Below are 17,286 nucleotides of genomic sequence, written 5' to 3' on the forward strand. Positions count from 1 at the left end.
GCGTTTGTTTGGTTAATTATCGCCAGCATCAAACTGAGAAACTCCGCCGCGGCGGGAGTTCCTACCGGAGAACAACTCGACCTCTGCATGTTCTCCCCAAAGTGTAGGCAACACGCCGGACATTCGCTGCGGATCGCCGCTGCAATAAAACCGCTGACTGGCCTCGCCGCTGCTCAGAAGATGGCGTTCGGCCAGCAGTTCGTGCAAGTGTCGCGCGACGGCCGCCCCGGTATCAATCAGACGGACGTCGCCGGGCAGCAACTGCGCCAACAGTGGTCGAATGAACGGGTAATGGGTGCATCCCAGGATCAGGGTATCGCAGCCCTGCGCCAGTAATGGCCCGACCCATCCTTCGAGCATGGCCCGTGTGTTGGCGCTGGCGAGGTCGCCTGCCTCGATACGCTCGACAAGCCCCGGGCAGGGCTGAGTGATAACGCGCACGTCGCCGGCGAAGCGATCTAGCAACGCAGCGAACCTGGCGCTTTTCAGCGTACCGGTGGTGGCCAGCACGCCTACCACTCCACTGCGGGTGGCCGCGGCGGCGGGCTTTACCGCCGGCTCCATGCCGATGATGGGCAAATCCGGGTACAGCTCGCGCAGCTCGGTCACACCGGCCGCCGTCGCGGTGTTGCAGGCCAGCACCAGCGCCTTCGCGCCCTGCTCGACGAAAAATGCCGCGATGATGCGGCAGCGCTCGCGGATGTACTCCGGACTCTTCTCGCCATAGGGCACATGAGCGCTGTCGGCCAGATACAGCAGCGATTCGTGCGGAAGGCGCCGGCGAATCTCACGCAGCACCGAAAGCCCGCCGACGCCGGAATCGAATACGCCGACGGGGGCGTTGCAATCACTCATCGGTCGAGCCACACACCGCGCAATGCGGATCGCGCTTGACGCGCAACTCGCGAAAACGGCTGGACAGCGCATCGATCAACAGCAGACGGCCGATCAACGGCTCGCCGAATCCGGCCAGCAACTTGAGCGCCTCCAGCGCCTGCAGGCTGCCGACCATGCCCACCAGCGGACCGACCACGCCCGCCTCGCTGCAGGTCAGCTCAGCCTCGCTGCCATGCCCGTATAGGCAGTGATAGCAGGGGCTGGCTTCCAGCCGCGGATCGAACACGGAGAGCTGTCCCTCGAGACGAATCGCCGCACCGCTGACCAGGGGCTTTCGGGCCTTCACGCAGGCTGCATTGACCGCCTCGCGGATGGCGAAATTGTCCGTGCAGTCGAGCACCAGATCGACCTCGGCAACCGCCGCCCCCAGGGAGTCGGCATCCAGCCCGCTGCGATGAGGAACCAGGCGCACATGCGGGTTCAATGCTTCCAGCCGGGCCATGGCGGAGTCGACCTTGTGCAGGCCAAGCGATGGTGTGTCGTGAACGATCTGACGCTGCAGGTTGGTCAGGTCCAGCGTATCGAAGTCCGCCAGATGCAGTTCGCCGACGCCCGCGGCCACCAGATACAGCGCTACCGGCGAGCCGAGCCCACCGAGACCGACAATCAGCACGCGACTCTGCTTGAGCCGTAGCTGCCCCTCGATATCGACCTGCTTGAGCAGGATCTGCCGGCTGTAACGCAGCAGTTCTTTGTCACTCAGCATCGAGCACCTCGCGTAACGGGAAATTCATGCGAGCCGGCCAAGACTGACGCGCTCGTGACCGCCCAGGTCGCATCGACTTTCGCACGCCTCGAAGCCGTGCGCGGCGAGCAGCGCACGTACCGCTCCAGCCTGATCATAGCCGTGCTCCAGCAGCAGCCAGCCGCCTGAGGTCAGATGTCCAGGCGCCTGGGCGATGATCGTACGAATGTCGTCCAGCCCATCCACCCCGGCCACCAGCGCACTCTGCGGTTCGAAGCGCACGTCGCCCTGCTGCAGATGCGGATCGCTGGCAGGAATGTAGGGTGGATTGCTGACGATCAGCTGGAAGCGCTCGCCGGACAGCTCGGAAAACCAGTCGCTTCGCGTGAAGCTGACGTTGCCTAGCCCGAGGCGCAGGCGGTTGCGCTCGGCGAGCGCCACTGCAGCGTCGATACGGTCAACGCCGCGGACCTGCCACATGGGCCGCTCGGCCGCCAGCGCCAGCGCGATCGCTCCGGTTCCGGTGCCCAGGTCGAGCACCCGAGCCGGCGTCGCCGGAAGCAGCTGCAGCGCGGTTTCCACCAGCAGCTCGGTGTCCGGACGCGGGATCAGGGTCTCCGCCGCGACCTCCAGCTCCAGGCTCCAGAAGCCCTGGCGACCGAGGATATAGGCGACCGGCTCGCCGCGCCGACGTCGCGCCAGATCCGCCGCGAAGCGCTCGGCCAGATCAGCCGGCACCTCTCGCTCGGGCCAGGTGCGCAGATAGCTGGTGGATTTGCCCAGCGCGGCGGCGAGCAACCATTCGGCATCCAGCCTGGCGCTCGGCGAATCCGGCAGATCGGCACTGTGCAGCAGGGACTCGATGGTAGGCATGGGATGCTCGTGGAAACGCCGCAAGGCGGCAAGGATCAGTCGCCCAGCGCGGCCAGCTGGTCGGCCTGGTATTCCTGCAGCAGCGGCTCGATGACCTGCTCCACGGCGCCGCCGATCACTTCGTTGAGCGAATACAGTGTCAGGTTGACCCGATGGTCGGTGACGCGACCCTGGGGGAAATTGTAGGTACGGATGCGCTCGGAACGATCACCGGACCCGACCAGCAGCTTGCGCGTCTCGGATATTTCCTTGTGCGCCGCGGCATCCTGGCGGTCCTGCAACTTGGCCGCCAGCCAGGCCAAGGCCTTGGCGCGGTTCTTGTGCTGGGAACGCTCTTCCTGACACTCGACAACGATCCCGGTCGGCAGGTGAGTGATGCGAATCGCCGAATCGGTCTTGTTGACGTGCTGGCCGCCGGCGCCCGAGGAGCGGTAGGTGTCGATGCGCAGGTCGGCCGGATTGATTTCCACGGCCGCCTGCTCGTCCGGCTCCGGCAGGACCGCCACGGTGCACGCCGAGGTATGGATACGCCCTTGCGACTCAGTTTCCGGCACGCGCTGCACACGATGCGCGCCGGACTCGAACTTGAGCTTGGCGTAGACGTTGTCGCCCTCGACGCGGGAAATCACTTCCTTGTAACCGCCGTGCTCGCCCTCGCTCTCGGAAAGGATCTCCACGCGCCAGCCCTGTTTCTCGGCGTAGCGCGAATACATGCGGAACAGGTCGCCGGCGAAGATCGCCGCCTCGTCGCCGCCGGTACCTGCGCGGATTTCCAGGAACACGTTGCGCCCGTCGTTCGGGTCTTTGGGCAGCAACATGCGTTGCAGATTGGCTTCCAGGGTTTCGAGCTGCGCCTTGGCCTCGGCCACTTCCTCCTCGGCCATCTCGCGCATGTCGGGATCGCTGTCCTTGAGCAGCGCCTGGGCGCCTTCGAGGTCCTGCTGGACCTTGCACAGCTGGCGATAGGCGACGATCACCGGCTCGACCTCGGCGTATTCGCGCGAATAGGCGCGGAAGCGGTTCTGGTCACTGATGACCTCGGCATCGCCGAGCAGCGCGGTGAGCTCTTCGAAACGGTCCTGCAGGATGTCCAGCTTGTTCAGCAGCGAAGCTTTCATGTCTTTTCCGTGCCCTCGTGCAGGGCGAAGAGTTCCTGGGCCATGCTCAGCGCCTCGACGCGGCCCTCGGCGGAGAGTTTTTTCAGCTGCACGCTGGGGGCATGCAGCAGCTTGTTGGTCAGCCCCCGGGCGAGCTGAGCGAGGACGTCCTCGGCGCTGGCGCCATTGGCCAGCAGACGCTGGGCCTTGCTCAGCTCATCGTCGCGAATCCGCTCGGCATGCTGCCGATAGGCCTTGAGCACATCCACTGCGGCCAGCTCGCGCAGGCGCTGCATGAAATCCTCGGTCCCGGCGGCGACCAGCTCCTCGGCGGCCTGGGCAGCACCCTGACGGCTCTTGAGGTTTTCCGCGACCACCTCGTGCAGGTCGTCGACAGTGTAGAGATAGACATCATCCAGCTCGCCGACCTGTGGCTCGATGTCCCGCGGCACGGCAATATCGACCATGAACATCGGCTTGTGCTTGCGCCGCTTCAGCGCCTGCTCCACCGCACCCTTGCCGAGGATCGGCAGCTGGCTGGCGGTGGAGCTGATGACGATGTCGCTGTTGTGCAGCTCTTCCGGGATGTCGGCGAGCAGGATCGCCTGCGCTCCCAGCTCCGCCGCCAGGGCACTGGCGCGCTCGAGGGTACGGTTGGCGACGACGATCTTCTTCACGCCCTGCTCGTGCAGGTGGCGCGCCACCAGCGTGATGGTTTCGCCGGCGCCGATCAGCAGCGCCTGGCTGCGCTGCAGGTTGCTGAAGATTTGCCGTGCCAGACTGACCGCGGCGAAGGCCACGGACACCGGGTTCTCGCCGATGGCCGTGTCGGTCCGCACGGTCTTGGCCGTGCTGAAGGTGGCCTGGAACAGTCGCCCGAGCAGCGGGCCGATACTGCCGGCCTCGCGGGCGACTGCGTAGGCAGACTTCATCTGCCCGAGAATCTGCGGCTCGCCCAGCACCAGCGAGTCGAGCCCGGAGGCGACGCGCATCATGTGACGCACGGCCTGGTCGTCGACGTGCACATAGGCGCAGGCCTTGAGTTCGTCGAGGCTGAGGCGGTGATAGTTGGCCAGCCAGGCCAATACCGCGTCGGCTTCCAGCTGATCCTGCTGCAGATAGAGCTCGCTGCGATTGCAGGTCGAAAGAATCGCGGCCTCGCGGGTGGGCGTGACGCGACACAGCTGGCGCAAGGCCTCGACCATCTGATCCGGCGTGAAGGCTACGCGCTCGCGGACGTCCACCGAAGCGGTCTTGTGATTGATACCAAGCGCGAGGAAAGCCATGCAGAACCGCTGATTGGAAAACGGAGCGCGCAATTCTCCTACTTCGTCTGATGGAGAACAACCATTGCCCTTGATTGTCCGATTCGATGACCATGCCCGTCACCTGGCACCATTCTGGCGGCCATGGGCTTGCCCGGCGGCTTGTGTCATCATGCCGCGACCGCACACCAGCCGTACATTTCCTCTATGAATAGACTTGCCGCATTCGCCGCCCTGCTGTTACTCGGCGGCTGTCAGACCTTCCTGCAGCAGGCGCCGGAAAGCGCCCCGCCGGTCGAGGATGCAGCGCCATCGAGTGCGCCGGTTGCCGAGCCGGCGCAGGGCTCGTTCAGCCGCGAATCGCTCTATGCACTGCTGGTCGCGGAACTGGCAGGACAGCGAAATCGCTTCGACATCGCCCTGGGCAACTATGTACAGCAGGCGCATGCGACCCAGGATGCCGGTGTCGCCGAGCGCGGCTTTCGCATCGCCGAATACCTCGGCGCCGACCAGGCCGCACTGGATACGGCACTGATCTGGGCACGCAATGCGCCGGAGAATCTCGACGCCCAGCGCGCTGCCGCCGTGCAGCTCGCCCGTGCCGGGCGCTACGAAGAATCGCTGGAGTTCATGGAGAAAGTCCTGCAGGGCCAGGGCGACACGCATTTCGACTTCCTCGCGCTGTCTGCTTCAGAAACCGACCCCGATACCCGCGCCGGCCTGCTGCAGAGCTTCGACAAGCTGCTGGCCAGGCACCCGGACAATCCGCAGCTGTCCTTTGGCAAGGCCGTACTTCTGCAACAGGACGATCGCAGCGAGGAAGCGCTCGCCCTGCTGCAGAAGCAGCCGGCCAAGCAGCGGCAGATCCCCTCCATCCTGCTCGAGGCGCGCCTGCTGCACAGCCTGCAACGCAGCGACGAGGCCCTCACACTGCTGGAGAAAAGCCTGCGGCAGCATCCCGAGGACAAGCGCCTGCGCCTGACCTATGCGCGTCTGCTGGTCGAACAGGAACGCCTGGAAGACGCCATGGGCGAGTTCGCCACCCTGGTTCAGCAGTACCCCGCCGACGATGACCTGCGCTTCTCCATGGCCCTGGTCTGCATGGAGGCCGAAGCCTGGCGCGAAGCCACCGTCTACCTCGAGGAGCTGGTCGAGCGCGGCAGCCATGTCGATGCTGCCCACTTCAACCTCGGCCGCGCCTATCAGGCCATGGGGCGGAATGCCAAGGCACTGTCCGCACTGGCGCAGGTCGGCCCAGGCAACGAGTTCCTCCCGGCGAAGCTGCTGCAGAGCCAACTGCTGTATTCCGCCAACCGCGACGAAGAAGCCTCCGCGGTGCTGGCCGACGCCCGTCAGCAGCAACCCGACTATGCCATCCAGCTGTATCTCATCGAGATCGAAGCCCTCTCCGAGCACAACCGCACCGAGCAGGCCTGGAGCCTGGTCGAGCAGGCGCTCGACGAATTTCCCGACGACCTCAACCTGCTGTATACCCGCGCCATGCTTGCCGAGAAGCGCGGCGACCTGGGCCAACTGGAACGTGACCTGCGCTTCATCATCGAGCGTGAGCCGGACAATGCCATGGCGCTCAATGCCCTCGGCTACACCCTCGCCGACCGCACCGATCGCCATCAGGAAGCACTGCAGCTGATCGAACAGGCCTACCAGCTCAACCCCGATGACCCGGCGATTCTCGACAGCCTCGGCTGGGTCAATTTCCGTCTGGGCAACCTCAGCGAAGCCGAGGCCCTGCTGCGCAAGGCCCTGCAGCGCTTCCCCGACCACGAAGTGGCGGCGCACCTGGGCGAGGTACTCTGGACCAAGGGTGAACGCAGCGAGGCCCGCGCGGTCTGGTCGAAGGCACTCAAACTACAACCCGACAGCCAGATCCTGCGCGAAACGCTCAAGCGGCTGACCGGATCGGAGAAGCCCTGAGCCATGACCCTGCTGAAAAAACTCGTCGCCCCCTGTCTGGCCCTGCTGCTCGCCGGCTGTGCCGGCATGGGCCCGCGCGAATCGGTCGAAGGCCCCGGCAACGCGGCGGCCTGGAAGGAGCACCGCAGCCAGGTCGAGACCCTCGACGGCTGGCAGATCAGCGGTAAGATCGGCATCCGAGCGCCGCAGGAATCCGGCAGCGGCACGCTGTTCTGGCTGCAGCGCCAGGAGTATTTCGACATACGCCTTTCCGGCCCGCTTGGCCGCGGCGCCACCCGACTGACCGGCCGACCGGACGCCGTTTCACTGGAAGTGGCCGGCCAAGGCCGCTTCGAAGCGGATTCGCCGGAAGCGCTGGTAGAGGCTCAGCTCGGTTGGCAATTACCGGTATCGCACCTGCTGTGGTGGGTTCGCGGCCTGCCCGCACCGGACAGCCGCAGCCGCCTGAGCCTGGACAGCGACAGCCGCCTGGCGCGCCTGGAGCAGGACGGCTGGCAGGTGAACTACCTGGCCTATGCCGAGCACAACGGCTTCACCCTGCCCGAGCGCATCCGCCTGGAAGGCCATGACCTGCAGATCACCCTGGTGGTCAAAGACTGGCAGCCGCGCCAGCTGGGCCGCTGAATGCAGATGCTGACCCTGCCGGCGCCGGCCAAGCTCAATCTGATGCTGCACATCACAGGGCGTCGTGCCGATGGCTATCACGAGCTGCAGACCCTGTTCCAGTTCCTCGATTACGGTGACGAACTGGTCTTGCGTCCGCGAGAGGACGGGCAGATTCGCCTGCTCACCGAATTGCCAGGCGTCGACCACGACAGCAACCTGATCGTCCGTGCCGCACGCCTGCTGCAGCGCGAAAGCGGCTGTGCGCTGGGCGCCGACATCCAGCTGACCAAGCGCCTGCCCATGGGCGGCGGAATCGGCGGCGGCAGCTCGGATGCCGCCACCACCCTGGTCGGCCTCGACCATCTGTGGAATACCAGACTTGGCGAAGATCGCCTGGCCGAACTGGGCCTGAACCTCGGGGCCGATGTACCGGTGTTCGTTCGCGGTCGCGCGGCCTTCGCCGAAGGGGTCGGAGAGCGCCTGCAACCGGTCGATCTACCCGAGCCCTGGTTCCTCGTCATAGCGCCGCAAGTCTCTGTTAGTACAGCGGAAATATTTGCCGACCCGGAGTTGACACGTAATACCCCGGCCATTACAGTTCGCAGCCTTCTTGCAGGGGGCGGTCATAACGACTGTCAGCCGGTGGTCGAGAAGCGTTATCCCGAAGTTCGTAACGCTTTGAGCTTGTTGAACAAATTCGTTCAGGCAAGGATGACCGGCACTGGAGCTTGTGTGTTTGGGAGCTTCCCAAACGAGGGCGAGGCTGATAAAGTCCGCCGCCAACTTCCAGCCACTTTGCCGAGTTTCGTGGCCCGCGGCCGCAACGTCTCGATGTTGCACCGAAGCCTGGAACGGATGGCACAGGAAGCGAGTGCGTAGCACAAGGTTGTACGATACAGGGGCGTCGCCAAGCGGTAAGGCACCAGGTTTTGATCCTGGCATGCGTTGGTTCGAATCCAGCCGCCCCTGCCATAACCTTCCAAGGTTCGTACGATCAGCGCACTAGAAGTTGACCCTACAGGGGCGTCGCCAAGCGGTAAGGCACCAGGTTTTGATCCTGGCATGCGTTGGTTCGAATCCAGCCGCCCCTGCCATACACTTGAAGCTGTTCAAGAGCTCGCCTTTTGAACAGCTTTTTATTCATCGGACCCACCCTCAGGCAGGTACTGCGCGTGTCCAAGATGATGGTCTTCACGGGGAACGCCAACCCCGATCTGGCCCGGCGTGTCGTACGTCAGCTGCATATCCCCCTCGGTGATGCCTACGTCGGAAAGTTTTCCGACGGTGAAATCAGTGTCGAGATCAACGAGAACGTTCGCGGCAAGGACGTCTTTCTGATTCAGCCGACCTGCGCGCCGACCAACGACAACCTGATGGAACTGGTGGTGCTGGCCGATGCCTTCCGCCGCTCCTCGGCTTCGCGCATCACCGCCGTGATCCCCTACTTCGGCTATGCCCGTCAGGATCGCCGTCCGCGTTCGGCCCGTGTGCCGATCAGCGCCAAGGTCGTGGCCGACATGCTCGACGTCGTCGGCGTCAACCGCGTCCTGACGGTCGACCTGCACGCCGACCAGATCCAGGGTTTCTTCGACATGCCGGTGGACAACATCTACGGCTCGCCGGTCCTGGTCGACGACATCCAGGCCCAGCGCTTCGAGAACCTGATGATCGTCTCCCCCGACATCGGTGGCGTGGTGCGTGCCCGTGCCGTGGCCAAGTCCCTCGGCGTCGACCTGGCGATCATCGACAAGCGTCGCCCGAAGGCCAACCAGTCCGAAGTGATGCACATCATCGGTGACATCGAAGGCCGTACCTGCATCCTGGTCGACGACATGGTCGACACCGCCGGTACCCTCTGCCATGCCGCCAAGGCGCTGAAAGACCATGGCGCTGCCAAGGTCTACGCCTACTGCACGCACCCGATCCTGTCCGGTCGCGCCATCGAGAACATCGAAGGCTCCGTGCTCGACGAGCTGGTGGTGACCAACACCATTCCGCTGTCGGCCGCCGCCCAGTCTTGCACCCGAATTCGCCAGCTGGACATCGCGCCAGTGGTGGCTGAAGCGGTACGCCGCATCAGCAATGCCGAATCGATCAGCGCGATGTTCCGCTAAGCGAACGCTTGGCACACCGCACTGAACGTAATGTGCCCCGCCTCGCGCGGGGCTTTTTGCCCAACAGCCCGAGCGCTGGTCGCAAGCGCGACGGGTAATGTTGTTACTGGAGAAACGAAATGACCGATTTCACCCTGAATGCCCAAGTGCGTTCCGACCTGGGGAAAGGTGCGAGCCGCCGCCTGCGTCGTAACGCCGCCCTGGTTCCGGCCGTCATCTATGGTGGCGACAAGGCCCCGCAGTCCATCAGCATCCTGGCCAAAGATCTGGCCAAGCTGCTGGAAAACGAAGCCTCCTTCAGCCACGTGCTGAGCATGAACGTCGACGGCCAGACCGAATCCGTTCTGATCAAGGCCCTGCAGCGCCATCCGGCCAAGAGCTTCGTCCTGCACGCCGACTTCGTTCGCGTCGTTGCCGGCCACAAGCTGACCGCTACCGTACCCCTGCACTTCATCAACCAGGAAACCTCGGTTGGCGTGAAGCAGCAAGGCGGCGAAATCCTGCACAACCTCAACGAAGTCGAAGTTTCCTGCCTGCCGCAAGACCTGCCGGAATTCATCGAAGTCGACATGGCCAACGTCGAAGTCGGCCAGGTTCTGCACATGACCGACATCAAGCTGCCGAAAGGCGTTGAGCTGGTTTCCCTGGCCCACGGCAGCGACCTGCCGGTTGCCAACGTTCACGCTCCGCGCGTGAGCAAGGAAGACGCTCCGAAAGAAGAAGGCGCTGCCGAGTAATCCACTCGCCTAGCCGAAGAAGGGGCCCCCGTCGTGACTGCCGTAAAACTGATCGTCGGCCTGGGAAATCCAGGCCCTGAATACGACCAGACCCGGCATAACGCGGGGGCCCTTTTCGTTGAGCGTCTGGCTGCCCGCGAGGGCGTCTCGCTCAGCAACGATCGCAAGTACTTCGGCCTGGTCGGCAAGTTCAGCCATCAGGGCGAAGACATCCGCCTGCTCATCCCCACCACCTACATGAACCGCAGCGGTCAGGCGGTGGCGGCACTGGCCGGCTTTTTCCGAATTCCTCCCGAGTCCATCCTGGTCGCCCACGATGAACTCGACATGCCCCCCGGCGTCGCCAAGCTCAAGCAGGGCGGCGGTCATGGCGGGCACAACGGGCTGCGCGACATCATCGCCAAGCTCGGCAACCAGAACAGCTTTCATCGCCTGCGCCTGGGTATCGGCCATCCGGGCCACGCCAGCCTGGTCAGTGGCTACGTGCTGGGGCGGGCGCCGCAGGCCGAGCGCGAGAAGCTCGACGCCAGCATCGACTTCGCACTGGATGTCGTGCCGGAAATCCTGGCCGGCGACTGGACGCGCGCCATGCAGCGCCTGCACAGCCAGAAGGCCTGAACCTAACTCCGAGGCAAGATCACCATGGGATTCAACTGCGGCATCGTCGGTCTGCCCAATGTCGGCAAGTCCACCCTGTTCAACGCCCTGACCAAGTCCGGCATCGCGGCGGAGAACTTCCCCTTCTGCACCATCGAGCCGAACAGCGGCATCGTGCCGATGCCCGATCCGCGTCTCGACGCGCTGGCGGCCATCGTCAAGCCGGAGCGGGTGATCCCGACCACCATGGAGTTCGTCGACATCGCCGGCCTGGTCGCCGGCGCGTCCAAGGGTGAAGGCCTGGGCAACAAGTTCCTCGCCAATATCCGCGAGACGGATGCGATTGCACATGTGGTGCGCTGCTTCGAAGACGAGAACGTCATTCACGTCGCAAACAGCGTCGATCCCAAGCGCGATATCGAGATCATCGACCTCGAGCTGATCATGGCCGACCTCGACAGCTGCGAAAAGCAGCTGCAGCGCGTCGCCCGTACCGCCAAGGGCGGTGACAAGGAAGCGGTTGCGCAAAAGGCGCTGCTGGAGAAACTGATTCCCCACCTCACCGAAGGCAAGCCGGCCCGCTCCCTGCTGAAGAATTTCAGCGACGAGGAAAAGCGTCTGGCCAAGACCTTCCACCTGCTGACCACCAAGCCGGTGATGTACATCGCCAACGTCGCAGAGGATGGCTTCGAGAACAATCCGCACCTGGACGTGGTCAACGCCATCGCCGAGGAAGAAGGCGCCATCGTCGTGCCGGTCTGCAACAAGATCGAGGCCGAGATCGCCGAGCTGGACGATCTGGAAGAGATGCAGATGTTCCTCGAGACCATGGGCATGGACGAGCCGGGTCTGAACCGCGTGATCCGCGCCGGCTACGAACTGCTCAATCTGCAGACCTACTTCACCGCCGGGGTGAAGGAAGTTCGCGCCTGGACCGTCAAGGTCGGCGCCACGGCGCCGCAGGCCGCCGCCGTGATCCATACCGACTTCGAGAAGGGCTTCATCCGCGCCGAAGTCATCGCCTACGACGACTTCATCCAGTACAAGGGCGAAGCCGGCGCCAAGGAAGCCGGCAAGTGGCGCCTGGAAGGCAAGGAATACATCGTCAAGGACGGCGACGTGATGCACTTCCGCTTCAACGTCTGAGCACGCTCGACGCTCGCCTGAAGGCCCCGACTCGTCGGGGCCTTTTCGTTTCCGCCTGAGCCGGTTACAGCGGCCCTGGGTCGGGAACTGGCTCTGGTGGTGGCGCGACTTTCTCCAGCTGTTCGAGGACTTCTTCCGGCAGCTCGTCCGGGGCATCCAGCTCGGTGTCGCTTTCGGCATCGTCCAGATCGTTGAGCGGCGATTCGTCGGCGCGCCAGGGCCAGGCGCGATGGGGATGGGGATGGGTCAAGTGTTCGCGGGCAAGCATGGTCGTGTCTCCCGGTGAGGCCTGGAAGATTAGGCAGGCATCCACGCGCAGGGTTCGCGGCAGCTGCATCGCCAGGCGGCGCGCCGCTGCCGCGTGCGTATCTCGCTACTTGAAGTTGCGCTTCACCAGCCGCTCCAGCCAGCCGACGATGCCGGAGCGGAACAGCAGCACGCAGAGCACGAAGATCACGCCGAGAATCACGTGCACCCATTCGCCCAGCGGTCCGTTGGACAGGTAGCTCTGCAGCGTCACCACCACCGTGGCGCCCACCAGCGGGCCGAGGATGGTGCCGACCCCGCCGAGCAGGGTCATCAGGATCACCTCGCCCGACATGTGCCAGTGGGCGTCGGTCAGCGAAGCCAGCTGGAACACCACGGTCTTGGTCGAACCGGCCAGCCCGGCCAGCGCCGCCGAGATGACGAAGGCCAGCAGCTTGTGCCGATCAACGTTGTAGCCCAGCGACACGGCGCGCGGCTCGTTCTCGCGGATGGCCTTGAGCACCTGACCGTACGGGGAGTGGATGGTGCGCTGGATGATGGCGAAGCCGAGCACGAACACCGCCAGCACGAAGTAGTACATCGCCATGTTGTTCTTCATGTCGACAAGGCCGAACAGGTGCCCGCGCGGCACGCCCTGCAGGCCGTTCTCGCCGCCGGTGAACGGCGCCTGGACGAAGACGAAGAACACCAGCTGCGCCAGAGCCAGCGTGATCATGGCGAAGTAGATGCCCTGCCTGCGGATCGCCAGCATGCCGAACAGCGCGCCGAGCACCGTCGAGGCCAGGGTGCCGGCGAGGATGCCCAGCTCGGTGCTGAGTCCGCTGTAGCTGCTCAGCATGTAGCCTGTGATGTAGCCGCCGGTGGCAAAGAACGCCGCATGGCCGAAGGACAGCAGGCCCGCGTAGCCCAGCAGCAGGTTGAAGGCGCAGGCGAACAGCGCGAAGCACAGCAGCTTCATCAGGAACACCGGGTACACCGCGAGCGGCGCCAGCAGCGCGATCACCAGCAGCACCGCATAGAAGATCTTCTGCCGCCGCGCCGCCGCATGCCGGCGCTCGCGCACCACGCTGGCCTGCAGCACCGAGGCCGCCTGGGTATTGGCCGTATTCGTCATGCTCATGCCTCCTTCCCGAAGAGTCCCGCAGGACGAATCAACAACACCGCCACCATGACCAGAAACACCACGGTATTGGCCGCTTCCGGATAGAAGACCTTGGTCAGCCCTTCGATCAGGCCCATGGCCACGCCTGTGACGATGGCGCCGAGGATCGAGCCCATGCCACCGATCACCACAACGGCGAACACCACAATCAACAGGTTCGAACCCATGCCCGGCGTCACCGCGTAGATCGGTGCCGCCAGCACGCCGGCGAAGGCCGCCAGGGCGACGCCATAGCCGTAGGTCAGGGTCACCAGCAGCGGTACGTTGATGCCGAAGCCCTGCATCAGCTTGGGGTTCTCCGTACCGGCACGCAGATACGAGCCCAGGCGGGTGCGTTCGATGACGTACCAGGTCGCCAGGCACACCACCAGCGCGGCGACGATCACCCAGGCGCGGTAGGTCGGCAGGAACATGAAGCCGAGGTTGAAGCCGCCGCGCAGCAGTTCCGGCATCGGGTAGGACGAGCCGGACACCCCGAACAGCTTGACGAAGCTGCCCTCGACGATCAGCGCCAGACCGAAAGTCAGCAGCAGCCCGTAGAGATGGTCCTCATTGGCGATGCGCCGCAGCAGCCCTCGCTCGATGGCCATGCCGAGGCAGCCCACCAGCAGCGGCGACAGCACCAGCGCGACCCAGTAGCTCACGCCCAGGTAGTTCAGCCCGAGGAAGGCGACGAAGGCGCCCAGCATGTACTGCGCGCCGTGGGCGAAGTTGATGATGCGCAGCAGGCCAAAGATGATCGCCAGGCCCAGGCTCAGCAGCGCGTAGAACGCCCCGTTGATGAGGCCGAGCAGCAGCTGCCCGAGCAGCACGCTCAGAGGAACGCCGAATACGAGAGTCATGGTTCACCACCCAAAGGAAGTCCGTGGCACCCGGCCGCCGCCGGCCGGGTGATGGCGCGGATCAGCCGGTCAGTCCTTGGCGACCAGCTTGGAGCACTGGCTTTCGGCCAACGGCCGGTAGGCCTGATCGCCGGGGATGGTGCTGACGATCTTGTACAGGTCCCATTCGCCCTTGGACTCGGCCGGTGTCTTGACCTGCACCAGGTACATGTCGTGCACCATGCGGCCGTCCTCGCGAATCTGACCACCCTTGGCGAACATGTCGTTGACCGGGGTCTTGGCCATCTGTGCACGCACCGCCACGGTTTCGTCGGTGCCGGCGGCCTTCACCGCGTTCAGGTAGTGAGTCGTCGCCGAGTAGATGCCGGCATGCACCATGGTCGGCATGCGCTTGGTGCGCTCGTAGTAGCGCTGGGCCCAGGCGCGGGTCTCCTCGTTCATGTCCCAGTACCAGCCGGTGGTGAGCATCAGGCCCTGGGTCACTTCCAGGCCCATGGCGTGGATGTCGTTGAGGAACACCACCATGCCGGCGAGCTTCTGCCCGGACTGGGTGACGCCGAACTCGCTGGCGGTCTTCAGCGAGTTGACGGTATCGGCGCCGGCGTTGGCCAGGGCGATCACCTCTGCGCCGGAGCCCTGGGCCTGCAGCATGTAGGAGGAGAAATCGCTGCTGGGGAACGGATGGCGAACCTTGCCGACGATGCTGCCGCCATCACCTTCCACCACCTTGGTGATGTCGGCTTCCATGGCGTGGCCGAAGGCATAGTCGGCAGTGAGGATGTACCAGCTCTTGCCGCCATCGGCGAGCACCGCCTTCGCCGTGCCGTTGGCCAGCGCGTAGGTGTCGTAGGTCCAGTGGATATGGTTCGGTGAGCAGAACTCGTTGGTGATGCTGGAGGCCGCCGCGCCGGAGATCAGCGCCAGTTTGCCGCCCTGCTCCACCACCTTGCTCGCCGCCAGCACCACGGAGCTGGCGACCATGCCGGTCACCATGTCGACGTTGCGCTCGTCGATCCACTGGCGCACGGTGTTGGCGCCGACGTCCGGCTTGTTCAGGTCATCGGCATGGAAGACGACGATCTTCTTGCCGTCGACCGTGCCGCCGAAATCCTCCACCGCCATCTTCAGCGCCTCCAGGCCGCCGGGGCCGGAGAGGTCGCGGTAGGTACCGGACATGTCGGCCAGATAGCCGATACGGATTTCGTCGTTGCTGATCTCGGCCTGGGCGGCCGTGGCGATCAGGGAAGCAGCCAGAATGGCGCTTGCGCGCTTGCGGAAAAAGCTCATGTAGTCACCACTCTCGATTGTTTTTGTTGTGGTTCGGGCCGGCATCCACTGCGGCCGGTTTTCAGCTTCCTGAGGCTCACACCCCGAGACAGGAATTGAGGAACTCCTTTTTCGAATCCAGGTCGGCCGCCTCGATCTCTTCGATGATGCGGCCGTGCTCCATCACGTAATGACGGTCGGCCAATGGCGCGGCGAAACGGAAGTTCTGCTCGACCAGGACGATGGTCAGGCCGCGCTGCTTGAGCTTGATCAGCACCTCACCGAGCTTCTGCACGATGACCGGCGCCAGGCCTTCGGTGATCTCGTCGAGCAGCAGCAGGTTGGCGCCGGTGCGCAGGATGCGCGCCATGGCCAGCATCTGCTGCTCGCCGCCGGAGAGCCGCGTGCCCTGGCTGAAACGACGCTCATACAGGTTGGGAAACATTTCGTAGAGCTCGTCCAGGCTCATGCCGCCGCTGCGCACCGTGGGCGGCAGCAGCAGGTTCTCCTCGACGCTCAGGCTGGCGAAGATGCCCCGCTCTTCCGGGCAATAGCCGACGCCCAGCCGTGGAATCTGGTGGGCCGGCATGCCGATGGTCTCGTTGCCGTTGACCACGATGGAGCCGGTGCGGCGCCCGACCATGTTCATGATCGCCCGCAGCGTGGTGGTGCGCCCGGCGCCGTTGCGCCCGAGCAGCGTCACCAGCTCGCCGCGGCCAACCACCAGATCGACACCATGCAGGATGTGCGACTCGCCGTAAAAGGCATGCAGGTCGCTGATGCGCAGCTGATCGCGATCCATGGGTGGGTTCATGCGTGGGCCTCCTCGAGCGTGGCGGCTTCGCTGCCCAGATAGGCTTCGCGAACCTGCGGGTTGGCCGACACGCTGTCGTAGTCGCCTTCGGCAAGCACCGAGCCGCGCGCCAGCACGGTGATGCGATCGCACAGCCGGCTGACCACGCTGAGGTTGTGCTCGACCATCAGCACCGTGCGATTGGCGGCGGCCTTGCGCACCAGCTCGACGACCATGTCGACATCCTCACCACCCATGCCCTGGGTCGGTTCGTCGAGCAGCAGCACGATGGGGTCCAGCGCCAGGGTGGTGGCCAGCTCCAGCGCACGCTTGCGGCCGTAGGGCAGCTCGACGGCCAGGGTCTGGGCGAAGGCCTGCAGGTCGACCTCGGCGAGCAGCTGCATCACCTGATCGTCCAGCTCGCGCAGGCTGCGTTCGGACTTCCAGAAGTGGAAGGAGGTGCCCATCTTCTGCTGCAGCGCGACGCGCACGTTCTCCAGCACGCTCATGTGGCCGAACACGGCGGATATCTGGAACGAGCGCACCAGGCCGAGCCGGGCGATCTCGTTGGCCTTCATCGAGGTGATGTTCTTGCCGCGATAGAGGATCTCGCCACGGGTGGGCGTGAGGAATTTGGTGAGCAGATTGAATACGGTGGTCTTGCCGGCGCCGTTGGGGCCGATAAGCGCATGGATGTGGCCCTGACGGACTTTCAGATCGACGGAATCCACGGCGGTGAAGCCGCGAAATTCCTTGGTCAGGCCGCGCGTTTCCAGCACGAACTCTGGTTCCATGGGGTGCCCTCTAACCTTGATTGTTGTTGGTTATGGCGCAGGTCGCTGCATGACCTTTACGTAAACGACGGTTTCCGCAAACGGCAAGTGGCTTTTTTTTCAAACAGGTGATTGAGCGATAAAAGCGTGCAGTTTGCAGGCAAATAGCCAGCATCGCACCACATCGTGAGCAATTACCCCTAGGCGCCCATTTTCCTGTTCGCCCCGTTC

The 17,286-nt window shown here is 64.4% G+C and carries 18 protein-coding genes and 2 tRNA genes; 9 read left to right on the forward strand and 11 right to left on the reverse strand.

Annotated elements, in window-relative coordinates; translation table 11 throughout:
* Nucleotides 1-12: 12 nt before the first annotated feature.
* The 5 genes from murI to hemA are packed head-to-tail and all read right to left on the reverse strand — an operon-like array spanning nt 13 to nt 4,838.
* Nucleotides 13-855, reverse strand: a complete 843-nt coding sequence (murI, locus tag VF716_RS19150; protein ID WP_440552853.1) for a glutamate racemase — start codon at nt 853-855, stop codon at nt 13-15.
* The gene (locus VF716_RS19155) at nt 848-1,603 is read right to left on the reverse strand and encodes a molybdopterin-synthase adenylyltransferase MoeB (protein WP_079329206.1); all 756 of its coding nucleotides are present in this window, start codon (nt 1,601-1,603) and stop codon (nt 848-850) included. Before VF716_RS19155 ends, murI begins: the two co-directional genes overlap by 8 nt.
* A 24-nt stretch (nt 1,604-1,627) precedes the next feature.
* Complete coding sequence (prmC, locus tag VF716_RS19160; RefSeq protein ID WP_440552854.1) at nt 1,628-2,455, reverse strand: peptide chain release factor N(5)-glutamine methyltransferase; 828 nt, start codon at nt 2,453-2,455, stop codon at nt 1,628-1,630.
* Nucleotides 2,456-2,490: 35 nt separating this feature from the next.
* Nucleotides 2,491-3,573, reverse strand: coding sequence for a peptide chain release factor 1 (gene prfA / locus VF716_RS19165; RefSeq protein ID WP_014597505.1), 1,083 nt, complete (start codon nt 3,571-3,573; stop codon nt 2,491-2,493).
* On the reverse strand, nt 3,570-4,838 hold the full coding sequence (gene hemA, locus VF716_RS19170; protein ID WP_013983768.1) for a glutamyl-tRNA reductase: 1,269 nt from the start codon (nt 4,836-4,838) through the stop codon (nt 3,570-3,572). The genes prfA and hemA overlap by 4 nt, the downstream gene beginning before the upstream one ends.
* A gap of 186 nt (nt 4,839-5,024) precedes the next feature.
* Between hemA and VF716_RS19175 the strand changes: the two genes are divergently transcribed.
* The 9 genes from VF716_RS19175 to ychF all read left to right on the forward strand — a co-directional run bounded on the left by VF716_RS19175 (nt 5,025) and on the right by ychF (nt 11,952).
* The gene (locus VF716_RS19175; protein ID WP_125460510.1) at nt 5,025-6,752 is read left to right on the forward strand and encodes a tetratricopeptide repeat protein; all 1,728 of its coding nucleotides are present in this window, start codon (nt 5,025-5,027) and stop codon (nt 6,750-6,752) included.
* Between the two features lie 3 nt (nt 6,753-6,755).
* A complete protein-coding gene (lolB, locus tag VF716_RS19180) occupies nt 6,756-7,376 on the forward strand; it encodes a lipoprotein insertase outer membrane protein LolB (RefSeq protein ID WP_013983771.1) in 621 nt (206 codons plus the stop codon).
* Nucleotides 7,377-8,237, forward strand: coding sequence for a 4-(cytidine 5'-diphospho)-2-C-methyl-D-erythritol kinase (gene ispE, locus VF716_RS19185; RefSeq protein ID WP_049338980.1), 861 nt, complete (start codon nt 7,377-7,379; stop codon nt 8,235-8,237).
* 18 nt (nt 8,238-8,255) lie between these two features.
* Nucleotides 8,256-8,330 (forward strand) — tRNA-Gln (locus tag VF716_RS19190).
* Nucleotides 8,331-8,377: 47 nt separating this feature from the next.
* A tRNA-Gln gene (locus VF716_RS19195) sits at nt 8,378-8,452 on the forward strand.
* 78 nt (nt 8,453-8,530) lie between these two features.
* Entirely contained in the window at nt 8,531-9,472 is a 942-nt protein-coding gene (locus VF716_RS19200; protein WP_003294564.1) for a ribose-phosphate pyrophosphokinase, read from the forward strand.
* 119 nt (nt 9,473-9,591) lie between these two features.
* On the forward strand, nt 9,592-10,209 hold the full coding sequence (locus tag VF716_RS19205; protein ID WP_014597510.1) for a 50S ribosomal protein L25/general stress protein Ctc: 618 nt from the start codon (nt 9,592-9,594) through the stop codon (nt 10,207-10,209).
* A 33-nt stretch (nt 10,210-10,242) separates the two neighbouring features.
* Nucleotides 10,243-10,827 carry an aminoacyl-tRNA hydrolase gene (pth, locus tag VF716_RS19210; protein ID WP_014597511.1) on the forward strand — a complete coding sequence of 195 codons (585 nt, stop codon included), beginning with the start codon at nt 10,243-10,245 and terminating at the stop codon, nt 10,825-10,827.
* 24 nt (nt 10,828-10,851) lie between these two features.
* Nucleotides 10,852-11,952, forward strand: a complete 1,101-nt coding sequence (ychF, locus tag VF716_RS19215) for a redox-regulated ATPase YchF (protein WP_019406794.1) — start codon at nt 10,852-10,854, stop codon at nt 11,950-11,952.
* A gap of 64 nt (nt 11,953-12,016) precedes the next feature.
* Here ychF and VF716_RS19220 read toward each other — a convergent pair whose 3' ends face one another.
* From VF716_RS19220 to VF716_RS19245, 6 genes are all read right to left on the reverse strand, one after another.
* The gene (locus VF716_RS19220) at nt 12,017-12,220 is read right to left on the reverse strand and encodes a hypothetical protein (protein WP_020308415.1); all 204 of its coding nucleotides are present in this window, start codon (nt 12,218-12,220) and stop codon (nt 12,017-12,019) included.
* A 105-nt stretch (nt 12,221-12,325) separates the two neighbouring features.
* Nucleotides 12,326-13,333 (reverse strand): branched-chain amino acid ABC transporter permease, encoded by a 1,008-nt coding sequence (locus VF716_RS19225; RefSeq protein WP_020308416.1) that lies wholly within the window; start codon nt 13,331-13,333, stop codon nt 12,326-12,328.
* A gap of 2 nt (nt 13,334-13,335) precedes the next feature.
* Complete coding sequence (locus VF716_RS19230) at nt 13,336-14,223, reverse strand: branched-chain amino acid ABC transporter permease (RefSeq protein ID WP_013983778.1); 888 nt, start codon at nt 14,221-14,223, stop codon at nt 13,336-13,338.
* 69 nt (nt 14,224-14,292) lie between these two features.
* The gene (locus VF716_RS19235; RefSeq protein WP_084904250.1) at nt 14,293-15,510 is read right to left on the reverse strand and encodes an ABC transporter substrate-binding protein; all 1,218 of its coding nucleotides are present in this window, start codon (nt 15,508-15,510) and stop codon (nt 14,293-14,295) included.
* A gap of 76 nt (nt 15,511-15,586) precedes the next feature.
* Entirely contained in the window at nt 15,587-16,303 is a 717-nt protein-coding gene (locus VF716_RS19240; protein WP_013983780.1) for an ABC transporter ATP-binding protein, read from the reverse strand.
* On the reverse strand, nt 16,300-17,076 hold the full coding sequence (locus VF716_RS19245) for an ABC transporter ATP-binding protein (RefSeq protein ID WP_020308424.1): 777 nt from the start codon (nt 17,074-17,076) through the stop codon (nt 16,300-16,302). Before VF716_RS19245 ends, VF716_RS19240 begins: the two co-directional genes overlap by 4 nt.
* Nucleotides 17,077-17,286 lie beyond the last annotated feature (210 nt).

Origin of the sequence: Stutzerimonas sp. Brlt_14 (genome assembly GCF_051948915.1) — a bacterium.
GTDB lineage: Bacteria > Pseudomonadota > Gammaproteobacteria > Pseudomonadales > Pseudomonadaceae > Stutzerimonas > Stutzerimonas stutzeri.

Bases quoted from the DNA above. Each gene is read 5' to 3' on its own strand.
- hemA (WP_013983768.1), bottom strand. From the start codon at position 4,838: ATGGCTTTCCTCGCGCTTGGTATCAATCACAAGACCGCTTCGGTGGAC.
- ispE (WP_049338980.1), top strand. From the start codon at position 7,377: ATGCAGATGCTGACCCTGCCGGCGCCGGCCAAGCTCAATCTGATGCTG.
- prfA (WP_014597505.1), bottom strand. From the start codon at position 3,573: ATGAAAGCTTCGCTGCTGAACAAGCTGGACATCCTGCAGGACCGTTTC.
- VF716_RS19220 (WP_020308415.1), bottom strand. From the start codon at position 12,220: ATGCTTGCCCGCGAACACTTGACCCATCCCCATCCCCATCGCGCCTGG.
- ychF (WP_019406794.1), top strand. From the start codon at position 10,852: ATGGGATTCAACTGCGGCATCGTCGGTCTGCCCAATGTCGGCAAGTCC.
- VF716_RS19205 (WP_014597510.1), top strand. From the start codon at position 9,592: ATGACCGATTTCACCCTGAATGCCCAAGTGCGTTCCGACCTGGGGAAA.
- VF716_RS19240 (WP_013983780.1), bottom strand. From the start codon at position 16,303: ATGAACCCACCCATGGATCGCGATCAGCTGCGCATCAGCGACCTGCAT.
- VF716_RS19225 (WP_020308416.1), bottom strand. From the start codon at position 13,333: ATGACGAATACGGCCAATACCCAGGCGGCCTCGGTGCTGCAGGCCAGC.
- VF716_RS19155 (WP_079329206.1), bottom strand. From the start codon at position 1,603: ATGCTGAGTGACAAAGAACTGCTGCGTTACAGCCGGCAGATCCTGCTC.
- VF716_RS19235 (WP_084904250.1), bottom strand. From the start codon at position 15,510: ATGAGCTTTTTCCGCAAGCGCGCAAGCGCCATTCTGGCTGCTTCCCTG.
- murI (WP_440552853.1), bottom strand. From the start codon at position 855: ATGAGTGATTGCAACGCCCCCGTCGGCGTATTCGATTCCGGCGTCGGC.
- lolB (WP_013983771.1), top strand. From the start codon at position 6,756: ATGACCCTGCTGAAAAAACTCGTCGCCCCCTGTCTGGCCCTGCTGCTC.
- VF716_RS19245 (WP_020308424.1), bottom strand. From the start codon at position 17,076: ATGGAACCAGAGTTCGTGCTGGAAACGCGCGGCCTGACCAAGGAATTT.
- prmC (WP_440552854.1), bottom strand. From the start codon at position 2,455: ATGCCTACCATCGAGTCCCTGCTGCACAGTGCCGATCTGCCGGATTCG.
- VF716_RS19175 (WP_125460510.1), top strand. From the start codon at position 5,025: ATGAATAGACTTGCCGCATTCGCCGCCCTGCTGTTACTCGGCGGCTGT.
- VF716_RS19230 (WP_013983778.1), bottom strand. From the start codon at position 14,223: ATGACTCTCGTATTCGGCGTTCCTCTGAGCGTGCTGCTCGGGCAGCTG.